15 protein-coding genes are annotated in these 17,281 nt (G+C 71.4%); 6 read left to right on the top strand and 9 right to left on the bottom strand.

Annotated elements, in window-relative coordinates:
• Positions 1-56 precede the first annotated feature (56 nt).
• The 5 genes from OG257_RS25110 to OG257_RS25130 form a co-directional block, all read right to left on the bottom strand.
• Positions 57-1,127, bottom strand: coding sequence for an ABC transporter permease (locus tag OG257_RS25110; protein ID WP_443054479.1), 1,071 nt, complete (start codon positions 1,125-1,127; stop codon positions 57-59).
• Positions 1,124-2,164: an ABC transporter permease gene (locus tag OG257_RS25115; protein ID WP_329210958.1), complete on the bottom strand. Its 1,041-nt coding sequence runs from the start codon at positions 2,162-2,164 to the stop codon at positions 1,124-1,126. Before OG257_RS25115 ends, OG257_RS25110 begins: the two co-directional genes overlap by 4 nt.
• Positions 2,161-3,684 (bottom strand): sugar ABC transporter ATP-binding protein, encoded by a 1,524-nt coding sequence (locus tag OG257_RS25120; RefSeq protein WP_329210960.1) that lies wholly within the window; start codon positions 3,682-3,684, stop codon positions 2,161-2,163. The genes OG257_RS25115 and OG257_RS25120 overlap by 4 nt, the downstream gene beginning before the upstream one ends.
• A 388-nt stretch (positions 3,685-4,072) precedes the next feature.
• Positions 4,073-4,633, bottom strand: a complete 561-nt coding sequence (locus OG257_RS25125; protein ID WP_329210961.1) for a GNAT family N-acetyltransferase — start codon at positions 4,631-4,633, stop codon at positions 4,073-4,075.
• Between the two features lie 59 nt (positions 4,634-4,692).
• Entirely contained in the window at positions 4,693-5,967 is a 1,275-nt protein-coding gene (locus OG257_RS25130) for a phosphoribosyltransferase family protein (RefSeq protein WP_329210962.1), read from the bottom strand.
• Positions 5,968-6,069: 102 nt separating this feature from the next.
• On the opposite strand from OG257_RS25130, the gene OG257_RS25135 reads away from it, so the two are divergent.
• The 3 genes from OG257_RS25135 (at position 6,070) to OG257_RS25145 (ending at position 8,424) form a co-directional block, all read left to right on the top strand.
• Positions 6,070-6,873: an HAD-IIA family hydrolase gene (locus OG257_RS25135; RefSeq protein WP_329210964.1), complete on the top strand. Its 804-nt coding sequence runs from the start codon at positions 6,070-6,072 to the stop codon at positions 6,871-6,873.
• 146 nt (positions 6,874-7,019) lie between these two features.
• Positions 7,020-7,502: a hypothetical protein gene (locus OG257_RS25140; protein WP_329210965.1), complete on the top strand. Its 483-nt coding sequence runs from the start codon at positions 7,020-7,022 to the stop codon at positions 7,500-7,502.
• Between the two features lie 157 nt (positions 7,503-7,659).
• On the top strand, positions 7,660-8,424 hold the full coding sequence (locus OG257_RS25145) for a hypothetical protein (RefSeq protein ID WP_329210966.1): 765 nt from the start codon (positions 7,660-7,662) through the stop codon (positions 8,422-8,424).
• A gap of 33 nt (positions 8,425-8,457) precedes the next feature.
• Here the strand turns inward: OG257_RS25145 and OG257_RS25150 are convergent, their stop codons facing one another.
• Positions 8,458-8,898 (bottom strand): hypothetical protein, encoded by a 441-nt coding sequence (locus OG257_RS25150; RefSeq protein ID WP_329210968.1) that lies wholly within the window; start codon positions 8,896-8,898, stop codon positions 8,458-8,460.
• 465 nt (positions 8,899-9,363) lie between these two features.
• On the opposite strand from OG257_RS25150, the gene OG257_RS25155 reads away from it, so the two are divergent.
• Positions 9,364-9,936, top strand: a complete 573-nt coding sequence (locus OG257_RS25155; RefSeq protein ID WP_329210970.1) for an LppU/SCO3897 family protein — start codon at positions 9,364-9,366, stop codon at positions 9,934-9,936.
• Between the two features lie 325 nt (positions 9,937-10,261).
• A complete protein-coding gene (locus tag OG257_RS25160) occupies positions 10,262-11,008 on the top strand; it encodes an alpha/beta hydrolase (RefSeq protein ID WP_329210972.1) in 747 nt (248 codons plus the stop codon).
• 172 nt (positions 11,009-11,180) lie between these two features.
• Here OG257_RS25160 and OG257_RS25165 read toward each other — a convergent pair whose 3' ends face one another.
• Complete coding sequence (locus OG257_RS25165) at positions 11,181-11,885, bottom strand: TetR/AcrR family transcriptional regulator C-terminal domain-containing protein (RefSeq protein WP_329210974.1); 705 nt, start codon at positions 11,883-11,885, stop codon at positions 11,181-11,183.
• 55 nt (positions 11,886-11,940) lie between these two features.
• On the opposite strand from OG257_RS25165, the gene OG257_RS25170 reads away from it, so the two are divergent.
• Positions 11,941-13,521, top strand: a complete 1,581-nt coding sequence (locus tag OG257_RS25170; protein WP_329210975.1) for an FAD-dependent monooxygenase — start codon at positions 11,941-11,943, stop codon at positions 13,519-13,521.
• A 39-nt stretch (positions 13,522-13,560) separates the two neighbouring features.
• Here the strand turns inward: OG257_RS25170 and OG257_RS25175 are convergent, their stop codons facing one another.
• Both OG257_RS25175 and OG257_RS25180 read right to left on the bottom strand, forming a co-directional pair.
• A complete protein-coding gene (locus OG257_RS25175) occupies positions 13,561-16,455 on the bottom strand; it encodes an ATP-binding protein (RefSeq protein ID WP_329210977.1) in 2,895 nt (964 codons plus the stop codon).
• 130 nt (positions 16,456-16,585) lie between these two features.
• Positions 16,586-17,167, bottom strand: coding sequence for a hypothetical protein (locus tag OG257_RS25180; protein ID WP_329210979.1), 582 nt, complete (start codon positions 17,165-17,167; stop codon positions 16,586-16,588).
• Positions 17,168-17,281 lie beyond the last annotated feature (114 nt).

Genomic DNA, 17,281 nt, shown 5'->3' on the forward strand with positions numbered 1-17,281 from the left:
GGCGGCGTTGTGCCTTTCGGAGAGGTACGGGGGAAGGGGCGGTGGTGACGACGCGGTTACGACGACCGGGACGCGGGGGTGTTCGCGGCCCGCCTGGGCCGTCGTTCGACGACGGTGGCGATGACCCGTGGGGTGAGGACGGACGCCACGAGCAGCAGGCCGGTCACGATGACCTGCACCTCGTTGGCGATGTCGTTGAGGGTGAGCAGGTTCTTCAGGACACCGATCAGCAGGACACCGGCGACCGCGCCGAAGAGCGTGCCCTTCCCGCCGTCGAAGTCGATGCCGCCGAGCAGCACGGACGCGATGACGAGCATCTCGAAGCCGAGTCCGTTGTCCGCGCGGGCACTTCCGTAACGGAGGGTGAAGACGACACCCGCGAAGGCGGAGAACAGCCCGGTCACGACGAAGAGAAGCAGCTTGATCCGCTTGACCCGGATGCCGGCGAAGTACGCGGCCTCCTCCTGGGCTCCGATCGCGAAGAGCGAGCGGCCCAGGCCGGTGGCGTGCAGCACCACCGCGGTCACAGCGGCCAGCACGAGGAAGAGCAGGACCGGGTAGGTGAGGAAGGTGCCGGGCACGGTCGTGGTGTCGACGGCCCAGTCCGCGTACGTCTGCGGGAAGTCGGTCACCGCGTCACTGCCGAGGGCCACGGAGGCGAGGCCGCGGTAGAGCGCGAGGGTGCCGATGGTGACGGCCAGGGACGGCAGCCCCACCCGGGTGACCAGCCAGCCGTTGAGGAGGCCTCCGGCGACGCCCACCAGGAGCACCACCGGCACGATCATCTCGAAGGCCCAGCCCGCCTCCCACAGCGCACCGGTCAGCGCGCTGCCCAGGCCCAGCATGGAGGCGACCGACAGGTCGACCTGCCCGGCGACGACCAGGAGGGTCATCGGGAGCGCGATGATGGCGACTTCGGCGATGTCGTTGAAGGCGAACGCCAGGTTCTCCGTCGAGCCGAAACCCTCCGTGCTGCCGAGGCCGACGACGAGGACGGCCACCAGCAGGACGCCGACGGCGGTGTCCCAGCGCAGTGCGAGGCTCCGCAGGGAGCCGGCCGGGGGCCGGGGCGTCCTCTTCGAGCCCTGTGAGCCCTGTGTGGCCTGCTTTTCAGGCGCCGTGGTCATGAACGGGCGCTCCTCTTCCTCAGTGCGGCGGTCATCCGCAGGTTCACGATCCGGTCGACGCTGATGGCCAGCAGGAGGAGCGCACCGGTGATGGCGCCCTGCCAGAAGGAGTCCACCTTCAGCACGACCAGGACGCTGCCGATGGTGGTGAGCAGCAGGGCGCCGAGCGCGGCGCCCCAGACGCTGCCGGTACCGCCGGTGATGGCGACACCGCCGACGACGACGGCGCTGACGACGGTCAGTTCCCAGCCGTGAGCGTTGTCCGCGACGACGGTGCCGAAGCGGGCCAGCCACAGGGCACCCGCGAAGCCGGCGACGGCACCGGAGAACGCGTACGCGGCGAGCACCCGGCGGCGGATCGGGATACCGGCGAGGCGGGCGGCCTCGGGGCTCGAACCGATCGCGTACAGCTCACGCCCCGAGCGGTAGCTGCGCATGAAGTACGCGGTCGCGGCGAGCAGTACGAGGGCGATCAGCGGCAGGTACGGCACCCCCAGGAAGCTTCCGCTGCCCAGCCCCAGAACGGCGTCCGGCACATCGGAGGCACTGATCTGCTCGCCCTGCGCCCACCAGTAGTCGACGCCCTGGATGATGTAGAGCATCCCCAGGGTCACGACGAGCGCGGGGACCTTGCCGAAGCTGACGAGGGCCCCGGAGACCAGTCCGCAGACCACACCGATGGCGATGCCGAGCAGCATCACGGTCAGCACGCCGTGGTCGCTTCCCGCGACGAACTTGCCGCAGGCGAAGGCGGAGAGGCCCACGACGGAGCCGACCGACAGGTCGATGTTGCGGGTGATCACCACTGCGGACTGGCCGACCGCGAGCAGCACCAGGATCGAGGCGTTGAGCAGCAGGTCCTTGATGCCCTGGTCGGACAGGAAGCGCGGGTTGGCCAGATAGGTGCCGAGGATCAGCAGGACCAGCGCCCCGGCGATGGAGATCTCGCGGGCCCGGAAGACGGTGTCCACGAGGGAGGCGGCGCTCCGTTCCGGGGCCTTCGCCGTGTCCGGAGGACTCTCGATGGTGGTGGTCATGCCGCTGCCCTCTCGTTGCGTCCGGTGGCCGCCGCCATGACCGACTCCTCGGTGGCGCTCTCGCGCGGGATCTCGGCGACGAGCCGGCCCTCGTGCATCACGAGCACCCGGTCGGCCATGCCGATCACCTCCGGCAGGTCGGAGGAGATCATCAGTACGGCGAGGCCGTCCGCCGCGAGCGAGGACAGCAGGCGGTGCACCTCGGCCTTGGTGCCGACATCGATTCCGCGGGTCGGTTCGTCGACGATCAGCACGGCCGGGCCGGTCGCCAGCCACTTGGCCAGCACGACCTTCTGCTGGTTGCCGCCGGACAGCACACCCACGGTGTCGGCCAGCCGGTTGTACTTGAGCTGGAGGCGCACCGCCCAGTCGGCTGCCCGGTCGTGCTCCAGGGCCCGGCTGACGAGCCCTCGCTTACGGACCTCGTCCAGGCCGGTGAGGCCGATGTTGCGCTCGATCGACATATCCATGACCAGCCCGCGCTGCCGCCGGTCCTCGGGTACGAGCGCGATCCCGGCGGCCATCGCGGCGGTCGGTGAACCGGGCCGCAGCACCGTGCCGCCCACCTTCACCTCGCCCGCGTCGGCACGGTCCACGCCGAACACCGCCTGCGCGACCTCGGTGCGCCCGGCGCCGACGAGCCCGGCGAGCGCGACGATCTCGCCGCGGCGGACGTCGAAGGACACATCACGGAAGACGCCCTCGCGGGTCAGCCGGTGCACCGACAGGGCGACCTCGCCGACCTCCGCGTCCTGCTTGGGGTAGAGGTCGTCGAGGTCACGGCCGACCATCCTGCGCACCAGGTCGTCCTCGGTCAGCCCCTCCAGCGGCTCCGAGGAGATCCACCTGCCGTCGCGCAGCGTCGTGACGCGCTGGCACAGCTCGAATATCTCGTCGAGCCGGTGCGAGATGAACAGCACCGCCGCGCCCTCGGCGCGCAGCGTCTGCACGACGGAGAAGAGCCGGGCCGTCTCGCTGCCGGTCAGGGCGGCGGTCGGCTCGTCCATGATCAGGACGCGGGCGTCGAAGGAGAGCGCCTTGGCGATCTCGACGATCTGCTGGTCGGCGATCGACAGCCCCCGGGCCGGCCGATCGGGGGCCAGATCGACACCGAGCCGGCGCATCAGCCCGGCGGTGGTGGCGTGCACGGCCCTGCGGTCGATGCGGCCCAGCGTCCGCCGCGGCTGGCGGCCCATGAAGATGTTCTCGGCGATCGACAGGTCGGGGAAGAGCGTCGGCTCCTGGTAGATGACCGCGATGCCGGCGTCCCGGGCGTCGGCGGGGCCGTGGAAGACGACGGGCCGCCCGTCGAGCTGCACCTCGCCGCTGTCCGGGCGGTGGACCCCGGCGAGGGCCTTGATCAGGGTCGACTTGCCTGCGCCGTTCTCCCCGGCGAGTGCGTGTGCCTCGCCGGGGAACAACTGCAGGGAAACGTCCTGCAGGGCCCGTACGGCACCGAAGGACTTGCTCACGCCCTTCAGGGCCAGGACCGGGGCCGGGTCAGGGGCGGACTGGTTCATGGGAGCTCCTCAGCGGTGGGACTGCGTCGCTCCACTCGCCGTGAAAGGTTTCAATGAGGTTGCTCGGAAGCTAAACGGGGATTGCGGGCGCAGTCAATGGGTTGATGGCGAGAAGTTCATGCCGGAGAGGGGATGTGCGGACCGAATGGGGTGAATGGGGAGAACCCTTGACAGTCTCCGAGGTCAGCAACTATGTTGCCCGTCTCTGAATCGATTCATATAACGGTCGTGCATCGCTCCTCTTACACGTGCGCACCAGGTGGCCCGAGTCCCTGCCGCGGCGAGTGGCGGCAGGGGGATGGCATCGTTGTCGGCCGCACCGGAGCCGCATCGCTCCGGTGCGGCTGCAGTGCCCCGATCCGTGCCCCGGAAGCGGTACCCGTACGCCTCAGCCGGTGGTGCGGATGCCGGCCGGATGCTGCGGCCCCAGCAGCACGACAAGTCCCGCCCTGCCCGGAACGGGTGCGGGGATCTGATGCCAGCCGGCGCGTCGGTAGAAGCGCAGCGTGTCCTCGGCCCGGACCGAGGTGAGCAGCCAGCACCGTCCGTCGGGGGCCGCCTCGGTGACTGCTGCCAGCAGCGCCGCGCCCAGCCCGGCGCCGCGCGCCGCGGGGCCGACGGCCAGTTCGTCCACCTCGACTGCCCCGCACAGCCACTCCGCGACCCGGTCGGGCCCGAGGGCTTCGGCGACGTGCCCGTAGCTGCGGTCGCCCGGGAAGGGATCGGGCGTGGTCCAGGCGGTGGCGAAGCCGGTCACGGTGCCGGCGTCCAGGGCGAGCGCGGCGGTGAATCCCGGTCGCTCCGCATCGCTGGCGAGGCGCTCGGCGTACGACGCGGCCGCCGCGGGGTCCTCGTTCCACGGGGGCGCCGAGAACACGTCCGCGTACACGCGCCGTATCCCGTCGGCGTACGCCGGGACACCCGCGCCGTTCACGGTCCTGACCTGCATGGACTGCCCCTCCCGCCGCCGTGCGTGTCCGGGGGACAGGATAGGGCGGCGGGCTCGTACTAACCGGCCTGGGGCACCAGGTGCGTGGTGAACCAGTCCTGGGCCAGATCCGCCACCAGGCCCAGCGCGCCCGGTTCCTCGAAGAGGTGGGTGGCGCCCGGGACGATCTCCAGCCGGTTCTCGCAGGACAGTGCCGCCTGCGCCTGCCGGTTCAGATCGATCACCGTGGTGTCGTTGCCGCCCACGATGAGCAGCGTCGGCGCCCGCACCCCGGACAGGTCCGCCCCCGCGAGGTCGGGGCGCCCGCCGCGGGAGACCACGGCGCCGATGCCGGAGTCGGCCGCGGCGGCGGCCCGCAGCGCCGCCGCCGCCCCGGTGCTCGCCCCGAAGGACCCGACCGGTACGGACACCCGGCGCCGCAGCCACTCGGTGGCACCCGCCAGCCTCCCGGCCAGCAGCCCGATGTCGAAGACGTTGGCCCGGTACGTTTCCTCCCCCGGCGTCAGGAGGTCGAAGAGCAGGGTGCCGAGGCCGGCCCGGTTCAGGGCCGTGGCCACGGAGCGGTTGCGTGGACTGTGACGGCTGCTGCCGGAGCCGTGGGCGAACACCACAACCGCCGCGGTGCCGTCCGGGAGTACGAGATCCCCGGCGAGCCCGATGCCGCCCGCGTCCACCTCGACCTGTTCGGAGGAACCGCGGCCCTCGGGGGTTCGCGCCAGCAGGGAGACGACCTCCTCGTCGGAGGTCTGGGAGAAGTCCCGGTACCACTCACCGACAGCGGAGAAGAGCTGAGGCGTGGACAGGCACACGACCTCGTCCACCTCGGAGCGCAGCCGGTCGGCCACATCAGGAGATGCCACCGGAACGGCGAGCACGACATAGGCGGCTCCCTGTGCCCGCACCACCTGGCACGCGGCCCGCGCGGTCGCGCCGGTGGCGACCCCGTCGTCCACGACGATCACCGCCCGGCCCTCCAGCGGGAGGCGCGGCCGGCCGTCCCGGTACGTCCGCGCCCGCCGTACGAGCTCCGCCTCCTCGGCGCGCTCGACCGACACCAGGTCCTTCTCGCGGACCCCGGCGTGCCGGACGATCTCGTCGCTGATGACCCTGACCCCGCCCTCGCCGATGGCACCGAAGCCCAGCTCCGGGTGGTACGGGACCCCCAGCTTGCGGACCACGATCACATCGAGCGGGGCACCGAGGAACTGCGCCACTTCGAATGCCACCGGGACCCCGCCCCGGGGCAGTCCCAGGACGACGGGCCGACGCGTCTCCAGGTGTCCGAGCGCCTGGGCGAGCCGCCGCCCGGCGTCCGTGCGGTCGGTGAACTGCACAGTGGTTCGCCTCCAAGGAGGGGAGACCGGAACGAACACACACCCCCACCTTCGAAACAATCCCATTTGCACCTGTTCGGCAAGTCGGGGACGGTCGACGGTATGGAACGAATCGGAGCGGTCCTGATCGACATCGACGGCGTACTCACGGTGTCCTGGGAGCCGTTGCCCGGTGCCGTGGAGGCCATGGAGCAGCTGAGGGCTGCGGAAATCCCTCTGGCACTGGTCACCAACAACACCTCACGGACACGCGCCGGGATCGCCGAACAGCTGGCCGGGTCGGGCTTCCCCGTCAGCGCCGACGACATCCTCACCGCCCCGGCGGTGACCGCCGCGTATCTGCGCGAGCACCACCCCGAGGCCCGCTGCCTGCTGATCAACACCGGCGACGTACGGGACGACCTGTCGGGCGTGACGCTCGTCGAGGAGGAGGACAGCGAGGGCGCCGTACCGGACGTCATCGTCCTCGGCGGAGCCGGCGCCGCGTTCACGTACGAGGCACTCAACCGCGCCTTCCGCCACGTACAGCAGGGCGCCCGGCTCGTGGCCATGCACCGGAACCTGTACTGGCGCACCGCCGGCGGGCTCGACCTCGACACCGGGGCGTTCCTCTACGGTCTGGAGCGGGCGGCCCGCACGGAGGCGGAGATCACCGGCAAGCCCGCCGGGGCGTTCTTCGAAGCCGCCCTCGACCACCTCGGCGCCGACCCGTCCGAGTCGCTGATGGTGGGCGACGACATCGAGTCGGACGTGCTGGCGGCCCAGCGCGGCGGAATCACCGGCGTGCTGGTCAGGACAGGCAAGTACCTGCCCGAGACCCACGCGGCAGCGGACGGCACCCCGGACCACGTCCTCGACTCCTTCGCGGACGTGCCCGCGCTGGTGGAACGGCTGGTGCACGCCTGAAGCCCTCCCCAAGCCTCCCCGCGTGCGGGCACGGTGCGGCCGGGGGCCACTCGGTCCGCTCAGCGGACCTCGAACCGAACGCGACCGCGGACAGGGCAGTCGGACGCAGCGGGGCGTTGTCGGTGGTGCTGGCTAACCTGCGGGGCATGGGAAATTTCGGCGGTTCACTCGCGATCGGATCCCCGGCAGAGCTCCGCGACTTGCTGAAGGCGACGGGCTATGTCGGCATCGAGGACACGGACGTTCTGGCGGAGGGCTGGCAGACGGTGGAATTCGCCGACGCGGATCAGCGCAGCCTGCCAGGACTCGTGGAGAAGACCGGGGCGCCGGCGGTCATGGTGTCGTTCCTGGACAGCGATGTGGGGTTCGTCGAGGCCATGACGCCGGACGGCGGAGCCTGGGACGGGCTGCTCAACCGCGGTATGGCGGAGAGCTACGACATACCGCTGGAGGATTTCCCGGCGGAGCACGCCGTAGCGGGCGCACTCGCGTGGTCGGAGGCTGCCGGGCTGACCCCCGACGCGGAAGTCGTCCGACAGGCGCTCACCGGGTCCGCCACCTTCGCGGAAGAGCTGTACGGGCTCCTCCTTGTCGGCCTGGGCATTCCCGGGCTCTCATCGGCCGCGTAGCCCGCCGTCTGCCGGCTGCTCCGCGGCGGGCGGTCGTCGACGACGTGCTTCATGAACAGTCCCCCCAGGACTGCCGGAGCCAACCCCGGCTCACCCGGTAAAGTGGCGATCTTCGGTCGGCGGAAGCCGTACGGAGTCCTCGAAGGCCGGGCACACCATGCATCTCGCCGACCATCCCGCACGCCGCCGACTCGGCGCTGCCCTGGACGACCTGGCTGTCACCTTCCGCGGCATGACCGCGCGTCCCGATGAAGCCAACTGTGAGTGCCACTGGGGAAGTCGGGACGAGCTCTCGCTCCTGAAGACGCCGGACGTGGAGCTGGAGCCGGACCTCCTTCGCCGTACCTGGCAGGCCACCGACTGGACCGATTCCGCGGCCGTACTGCGCCGAGTCCTGCCGCAGTTCGCGAAGGTCCTGGTCGCCGGTCGGGCAGACCCCCTGTTCGGACTGCAGGAGGCCGGGCAGTCCTTCGCCCGCGGCGGCTGGCAGCAGTGGCCCGACGATCACGCCGGTCCCGTACGCGAGTTCCTGCACGCGTGGTGGGTGCACAGCCTCACCGATCCGGATGCGGCCGTCCCGGCGCACGAGGTCTTCGTGATGTGCGCCGAGGCGTCCGGAACGGTCGGACCCTGGCTTGCCGAGTGGGAGGAGCAGACCGGCCATCTCAGCGACCGACGCCTCGTGGAGGCAGCGGCCGTATGGGAGTACGAGCTGCTGGGAGACAGCCTGCCGTGGAGCGGCTGGTACGGGCACGACGAGGAGGAGATGCGCACCGAACTGGTCGCATGGCTCCTCGGCCACGCCGCGGTGCGGCTCCGCGAGTCGGGGGCATCGGAGGATCTGCAGCACCGGATACGGCTGCTCGGCCTCACCGACGAGGACCGCTGGATGGATCCGCACTGGCCCGGCCACCGCTACTGACGACCAGCGGGTGCTGCGGCTCCGGCTCTGCTGCTACCAGGCCGGTCGCGGATCTTGCTGCTCGGTCGAGAGTTTCGCCGGCACAGTGCTGCCCGCGTCGGTCCGCCACAAATACCCCGGACTCGGGGCGTATTCGTCGGAGGGCGGAGCCGGGGAATGGAAGCGCTGGGTGCGTGGAAGCGGCACCTCGACCAGTCTGCCGTCGTGAATCATCCACAGGCCGAAGCAGTCGTCCTCCTCGTCGTGGATCAGGACCTGCACATGGCCCGGGTTGGGCCACGGAAGTGATTCGAGATGCTTCAACAGCCCGGTGCGCGGCCCCACACGGTTGAACTCAATGACCCATCCGCCTACGAACAGGTCGAGGGGCTGGAAGTGACCTCGCCAGCTACGTGACTCGTCAGGGCGGGTCAGCGGTTCCATGACCTCGTCCGCGTACGTCGCCAACACGATGACCTGCGCAATTCTGCTCATGCCGGAGTATCGCCGTATGCCGCCCGTCAACGGCAATCCATTTTCGGAGCGGCGCTGCCTCGGTCACCTGCCCTGGACGGCGGCCCGTTGATCCGGGTGTCCGGGGGCGGAACCGATGGCTCAGGCGAGCCGGCGGGGCGCCGTCCAGGAGAGCGCCCCGGTCCAGCGCTCGGGCGCTTCGAACCAGTGGGGCGAAAGGTCTGCCGAGCCCGTACCCGGGGACTGCTGGACGGGATCTGGCCTGGGGCCAGTTGTGTCGGTCCGCTGCTCTACACTTCGGCTCTCGCAAGATTCAGAGATCATTTCCCGGGGGGGGAAAACAGCATGGCGACACCGCCGCAGAACATTGATCCGTATCCAGTCCCGCCCACTCAGCCCGCACCCGCACCCGTACCTGCACCCGCAGCCGTACCGCTCCCGGGGCTTGTAGGGGCCGACTCGCAGTCCTGCCAATTCTGCGGCGGGATGCCGGCGCTCAGAGCCACGATCCGGGGCCATCAGGGCTTTCTCATCGTCATGCGGTTCCTCAAGGTGCGGGGTCACTTCTGTCGCACCTGCGGCATCGCCACGCACCGTGAGATGAGCACCAAGACGCTGTGGCAGGGGTGGTGGGGCATCGCCTCCTTCGTCATCGCCCCGGTCACCCTGATCTCCAACCTCGTCGCTCGCTTTCGCTTCGGCCGGATGACGCCTCCCGCCGACGGCCTGCGACCTCCGCTCGACCCCAGAAAGCCGGTCATACGACGTGTCGAGGCGTTTGGCGTCCTCGCGCCGTTCCTCATCGTCGGGTTCTTCGCGATCGCCGCGGAGCTGGACGACAGCGCGAACACCGCCAGGGTCGGTGAGTGCGTGCGCGTCAGCGGAACGGAAAGCGCTCCTGAAGTCGCTGTTGTCGACTGCGGTTCGGCCGAGGCGGAGTTCAAGGTTGCGGAGCGGCACGAGGGCAGTGATGCCCGCTGCGACCGCACCAACTTTTCCGAGTACGCCGAGTACGGAGGCCGAGACAGCTTCACCCTGTGCCTCGCTCCGCTCGACTGAGGGCTGTCCCGTCACTCGTGATGGATCGGTGCGCAGCGGCAGATGCGGTGCATCACTGATGTCGATGCCGATGCCGGCGACCGAGCCCGCCGCGCCAGACAGCTCTGCGTAGTGTTCCGGCTCCGTGGCATCCGGCCACGGAGCCCGCGCAGGAAACCGCTTGGCGGACCACGGCGACCCTTGCTACGTTTCCGGAGGCCGTGCGAGAGAACGAGGAGGTGGTACCCGTGAACGCAGTATCGACATGGGTGCTCCCCTCCGGGGCCACGGTCGGGCGATAGGTCGTCCGGGAGCGCCGTTCTGAGCACTCCCGAAAGGCACGACCATGCAATTCACTTCCGAACAGCGCCTCGACGACGGCGTCCTCGAACGCGAATTCACCCTCGGTGAGATCCCCGGCATCCTGTGGACGCCCGCGTCCGCGCCCGCATCCGCCTCCGCACCGGCGCCCTTGATCCTTCTCGGCCATCCCCCGCTCGGACTGCACAGGATGTACCCCCGGCTGGCGGGACGGGCCCGGCAGGCCGTGGCGGATGGCTTCGCCGCCGCCACCATCGAACTCCCCGGGAGCGGCGACCGGCCCCGTTGGGCCGCCGCCGAGCAGGCCCGCGCCGACCTGCGCCGGGTCATGGAAGCCGGCGAGCCGGTCAACGACGAGATCATCGACGCCCTCGTCCTCCCGCTCGTCGAAAAGTCGGTCCCGGAATGGCAGGCCGCCCTGGACGCCCTCCTGTCGCTGCCGGAGATCGGCGGCCCGGTCGGGTACTCGGGGGGAGTGATCTCCATCGGCGTCCGGCTTGCGGTGGTCGAGCCGCGCATCGTCGCCGCCTGCTTCTTTGCCGGGAGTTTTGTGCCTCGCGCCATGTTCGAGGAGGCCCGCCGGGTCACCATTCCGCTGCATGTCCTGCTGCAGTGGGACGACGAAGGGAACGACCGGCAGGCGGCCCTGGACCTGTTCGACGCCTTCGGCTCCGAGGAGAAGACGCTGCAAGCCAACATGGGCGGGCACACCGGCGTCCCGCAGTTCGCGGGGGACGATGCGGCCCGGTTCTTCGCCCGTCACCTGAAGTGAGGCCGGTCCGTCAGGCCGACAGCAGCCGGTAATCCGTAAACGGTGTCGGCCAGGACGGTGCTCGTCGAGGACAGGCCCCGGCTCTCCTCGGCTCTCCGTAGTGCGGGCCCCTGCCAACTCTCCGGCAGGGGCCCGCCCTGCCCGGCCCGGCGTCGTGGTCCGTACCGACCGCTCAGCGACCCAGCCGGGCCGCGAGCCCGTCGAGCACGCAGTCCAGGCCGAAGGCGAACTCGACGTCGGGGTCGGGTTCCTCGGCTTCGTGGACGCGGCGGGCGAGCATCGGGTGTTTCCCCGCCGCGAGGACCTCGCTGATGTAGGGCCCGACGTTGCGCTGCCACTCCTCCTCGCTGAGCCCGGTGCGCTGTTCCGCGCGTCGAAGGGCCTGCTGGGCGGCGACCGAACCCAGTACGTACGCGTGCACGGCGCCGAGCGCCTGCGAGGCCAGGGTGATGTCGGGCGTGAGCGCGACGGCGGCGCGCAGCGCGGACTCGGACCGCCGAAGCGAGTTGGGGCCGAGCGCGGGCCTCCCCGTCAGTTCACCCGCCAGCCAGGGATGCCGCAGCAGCGTCGCACGCGACGCGTGCGCGACCGCCCCCAGACCGGCACGCCAGTCCTCGGTGGACTCGGGCAGCGGATCCTCGCCCTGCGCCGCGTCGACCATCAGGTCCACCAGCTCGTCGCGGTTGGTGATGTACCGGTAGAGCGTGGCGGTCCCGGAACCGAGATCACCCGCGACCCGACGCATCGACACCGCCGCCAGTCCCTCCGCGTCCGCGACGGCCAGCGCGGCGGCCACGTACTGGTCCACCCCGGGCGCGCGTCGCCGCGGTTCGGGGCGCGGCCGGGTCCACACCGACGAGGGAACGGGGTCGGTCATCGGGGCGGTCCTTTCCTCGTTGACCCGCATCGTACCTTCTGGCTACGGTGTATCCATGACGGAGACAGTGTATCCAGAAGTGCCGGTCCTCGTGGTCGGAGGTGGCAGCGTCGGCCTGCTCACCGCGGCGCTGCTCACCCACCACGGCGTCCCCGCGGTGCTCGTCGAACGCCGGTCCGGGCCGTCGGTGCACCCACGTGCCACCGGCATCGGACCGCGTACCGTCGAGGTCCTCCGCGAACTCGGGCTCGACACCGCCGTCGACGCCGCCGCGGTCGACCTCCGGGGCGGCGCGGGCAAGGCGGTGGCGCGGACCGTCGTCGAGATGGGCGCGGGTGACGTCGTGACCGTGCCCATGCCGGCTCCGTCCGCCGGCGAACTGGACGTGACACCGTTCAGGCTGCGAGGTGTCTGCGCCCAGGACCGGCTCGACGCCGTCGTGGCAGCCGACCTGGCACGCCGCGGAGTGGACCTGCGCTGGTCGACCCGACTGGTCGGCATCGCGCAGGACGCCGACGGGGTCGACGTCGAACTGGAGGGACCGGACGGCCGCTACCCGTTGCGGTGCACGCGCGTGGTCGCCGCCGACGGCACGCACAGCACCGTGCGGAGCGCCCTCGGCGTGGGCACCTCCGGGCCGGGCGACCTGGGCAAGTCGATGATCAACATCCTGTTCCGCGCCGACCTGCGACCGCACCTGCGGGGAATGTCCTTCGCCACCTGCACGATCACCACGCCGGAGGCGCCCGGCCTGCTGGCCACCGTGGACGGCGAGACGAACTGGGTCTTCCACGTCCCCTGCGACGTCGACGGCGGCGAACGCCCCGAGGACTTCACGCACGAGCGCTGCGCCGCGGTCGTCCGGCTGGCGGTCGGCGATCCCGGCCTCGACGTCGAGGTGCGCAGCGTGCTCTCGTGGCGGCCCCGGAGCGCGGCGGCCGAGAGCTTCGCCGTCGGCAGTGTGTTCCTCGTGGGCGACGCCGCGCACACCGTGTCGCCCCTGGGCGCGTTCGGCCTCAACACCGGGGTCGCCGACGCGCACAACCTGGCGTGGAAGCTGGCCGCCGTCCACCACGGCGAGGCCGGTGCCGGGCTGCTCGACACCTACGCGCAGGAACGTGAACCGGTCGCCGCGGCGACACTGGACCAGGCGATGCGCAGGCTCGCCGACCCGGAGCTGCACTGGGGGCGCGGTCCCGAGGCAGACGCCGCCAGGGCGGCGGCGGGGGTGTGGGCGGCGCCGGTCGTGCACCTCGGCCAGAGGTACGACTCGGCCGCCGTCGTCGACCCGCGGCCGGAACTCCCGTCCACAGTGGACCTGGTGCTGGACGGGTCGCCGGGTTCACGGGTGCCCCACGCGTGGATCGACGGAGTGTCCACGCTCGACATGGTGGCGTCCCGGTGGACCCTGCTGGTGGGCGACGCGGGCGAGCGCTGGCTCACCGCCGCGGCGGACGCCGCACTGCCCGCGCATCGCGTCGCGGTCCCGTGGCTGCCCGAGGAAGGGGCGCTGCTCGTCCGTCCGGACGGGATCGTCGCGATGCGCGCCACGGTGTCGCCGGCGGATCCGGCTCGGTTCCTCACCGAGGTCCTGGACCAAGTGCTGGCCAGGCCGGCCCCGGTGCCGAGCTCCTGAACGTGGGCGCCTCGACGTGGGCGCCTCCGCTTCCTGGTGTCAGGAACGGGCCATGAGGGCGGCAAGCCCCGCCCGGGTGGCGACGTCGGTCTTGCGAAACACCCGGGAGATGTGGGTCTCGACGGTACGCCGACTGAGGTAGAGCCTGGCCGCGATCGCCTGGTTGGTGAGGCCCTCGGCCACCAGTTCGGCGACCTCCCGTTCGCGTGCCGTCAAGGAGGCCAGCCACGGCGGGGCGGGGGAGGACGGCGCGGACGGCCGCGTCATCTCCGCCAGGCCGACCAGCAGGCCCGCGCCCCCGCCGGTGGCCAGCCGACGGCCCTGTTCCCACATGGCCGCACCGCGCGCTCCGAACCCGGCAGCCGTCATCGCCGGGGCCGCGAGCAGCAGTGACCGCGCCTCCCAGAACACGGCACCGGACCGTGCGCATTCCGCCGCCGCCTCGGCGAGCAGCTTCGCCGCCCTGGCAGGGTCGCCGCCGTGCAGCGCGAGTTGTGCCGCACTGCGCATCGCGGAGGCGCGCTGCACGGGCAGGCCGAGCTGCTCCGCGTCCTTGCGGGCCCGCTCGGACCATGCGGACGCGGAGTCGACGTCCCCGGTGAAGAGGGCCGCCGTGACGAGAAGCTCCGACAGGAGGGGGCGCATCGAGGGCTGCAGGCCACGCAGGTCGTCGCCCCCGGCCCGGAGGAGGGCGTCCCGGGCACGGTGCGGATCACCGCCGGTGAGCGCCGCGTAGCCGAGCATGCACCAGGCCATGGAGGCCCGCCAGTTGTCGCTCGGCCCCATGGACGCGACGGCCTCCTCGGCGGCAGCCAGTGCTTCCGGGTCACCGGGTGCGGACGCCGCGATGCGTACCTGGGCCTTGTTGGCCAGGACGAAGGCGAGCAGTTCGCTGCTGCCGATACCGCGGGCGATGTCCTCGGCCTCGTCCGCCAGTTCACAGGCCGACGGGAGCCGGCAGGTCTGGATCCGTACGTGTGCCTTGCACAGCAGCAGGAGCGGCAGGAGGTAGACCTGTCCGCTGCGCCGGGCGATCCCGAGGCCCCGGTCCGCGTGGCGCTCGGCATCGGTGAAGCGGCCGAGGAATGCCTCCGCCCAGGCCAGTCTGCCCAGCGGCTCGCACAGCGCCGTGAGGTCGTCGTCGGGCAGACCGTCCAGCAAATCGGCCGCCTGCGCGGCGTACGAGCCCGCCGCGGCCACACCGCCCTCGTAGGCCTCGCCGAACGCGGCGACCGCCAGTGCCCCCGCCTCGCCGAGTTCGTTGCCGAGGGCGCGGGCTTCCGCGAGGGTCCGTGCGACCTCGCCCCGCATCTGCGGATAGGAGGCGTTGTGCGGTGCGGACGAGCTCAGTTCGAGGCCGATCGACACCCTGTCGGACGGCGACAGTTCCGGCCGGCTGCTCAACTCGCGGCGCAGGAGCGCGATTGCCTCCGGATACCTTCCGAGGTGGCGCTCCGTCAAGGCACACAGCACGACCGCCGACGTCCTGACGCCCGCCTCGTCGGGACCGGCCGTGCTGATCACTTTGTGCAGCAGGTCGCGGCTCTCCCGCAGCCCGCCGGCAACACCCAGTGCGCGGGCACGACGCAGTATCAGATCGCGCCGTTCGGCGGCGCGTTCGACCGTGTCGGGCAGCAGCCGGAGCGCGGCCCCGAGCCAGTGGGCGCAGCTCGTCGGGGCCGTCGACGCGGTCTGCTCGGCTGCCTGTCTCAGTACGGCGTACGCCTGCGGGTCCCACGAGGTCACCGACCGTTCGACGTGCCGGGCCTGCTCGACGGCCGGTGCGCGGGTGCGGGCCAGCTCGGCGGCTGCGGCGCGATGGATCTCGACGCGCCGCCGGGCGGCGGTGGACTCATGGACCAGGGTCCGGATCACCGGGTGGCGCAACACCATGCGCCCACCCGGGCCCGGCCGCACGAGGTCACGTCGCGCCAAGGCGTCCAGATCGTCGTCGAGCTCGGCATCGGTACGGCCGGTCGCCCTGCGGATCACCGGGGACACCGCGTGATCGCCGAGCACGGCGATCGCCTCCAGGGCCCGGTGCTGCGACGGGGTCAGCGGGGCCAGCTCGTTCAGCAGCAGTGCTCCGAGTCCGGTGGGCAGTTCGCCGAGACCGTTCTCGGCGGAGGCCGAGGAGGACGTAGGGCGCCGCGCGGCGCCCTCGCGGTGCGCGTGCAGGAGAGAGAGGAAGTAGAGCGGGTTGCCCTCGCCTGCGGCATAGAGTTGCGCGGCCCGGCCGCGCGGCAGATCGGGTGCGAGCTCTTCGACGCATTCCTGTTCGGCGAGCGGCGCCAGAGCGATCCGGAGAACCGCATCGGTGTCGACCCCGCGGGTGAGCGCCGCGGTGAGTGCGGTCGGAGTCTGCCGGTCGCGGCGGGCGACGACGAGGACGACCGGGCCGGGTACGGGATGCCGGACGAGATGGTCCAGGAGCTCCAGCGACGCCGGGTCCGCCCAGTGCACGTCGTCCAGCGCCACCACCAGGCCGCCGGCCCGCCCGAGCTGCGCCAACAGCCCTGCCACCGAACGGTGGAGGCCGAAGCGGTCGGCGGTGGCCGGCACCGGTCCGGGGGACGGCCCGGCGCCACGGCCGCCGAGGACCGGGGAGACCGCGTCGAGCAGGTCCGGTGCCGCGTGCGGCAGGCGGTCGTCCAGATCGGCGAACGCGTCGGCGAACGGGTGGAAAGGGAGGTGCCGTTCGTACTCGGCCGCCCGGCCGCGCAGCACCGTCACCCCGCGTCGCCGTGCGCGCAGGCAGAGTTCCGCCATCAGCCGGCTCTTGCCGATCCCTGCCGCGCCGGTGATGTCGACGAAGGGCGGTGCCCCATGGCCCAGCCGGTCGATCACCGTGTCGAGCAGACCCAGTTCGGCCGTGCGGCCGACGAGGGGGCTCCCGCGGTCGTGAGGTGTGGCAGCGTCTTCCGACGCTCCCACGTGTGTGATCTCCCTACCGAACTCCACGTCATTGTCTACCACGTTGAACGGAGGGCCGTTCGAGAGTCGTACACATGCCGCGTCCAGAACCTCCCCCGAGGACGCGGGGTCGTGGGCACCCCTCGCCTTCTCAGCCGAACAGGGCGATGGCGATCCAGGCGAGGATGCCGACCAGCACTCCGAGAATGAGGGCGGCAATCTCGGCGGCGATGAAGACCAGGACGTAGTCACCGTTGTGGCTCCACGTGGCGTCCCGCGCGCAGGCGCGGAACGACAGCGACAGGGCGAGGAACGGTCCGAGGATGAGTCCGGTGACGGTGACCCACGTACCCAGCGCGTAGCCCGACGGTTCGTGGGCCCGGCCCCTCACCATCCGCACCTCCACGGTGCTGCCGGGCTCGTGCGTCTCGGCAGCCTTGTCCAGCGTGACCTCACGCCGGGGCTCACCCGCCGCGCGCGGCGTGTACATGCCTGTGCAGTCGGTGCCGTCCTGATAGCCCTGCGCGTCGGTGGACTCGTAGCACCTGCTGATCCTCATGACGCCGTCCACAGGGCCGATGCCCAGGACCGCCGCCAGGTGGGGCCCCGGGAACAGCCATATCAGCCACCCGGCGACGGTGAGGCTGACCACCGCTCCGGTCAGGCCCACCCTGCGTGCCCATGTCCCTGCCGTTCGCGCCACCCGCCTGCCCTCCCCGTAGGCAGCCGTCACGCATACCGCCTGTGACGTGTACGGCTCACCGGACCGACCGACCTCGACCCTCCCAGCCATCGCGGTGCCGCGCGTCCGTGGATTCCCTGACGGGCCTACGTAATTCAGGGCGTG

The sequence above is a fragment of the Streptomyces sp. NBC_00683 genome (assembly GCF_036226745.1).
Classification (GTDB): domain Bacteria; phylum Actinomycetota; class Actinomycetes; order Streptomycetales; family Streptomycetaceae; genus Streptomyces.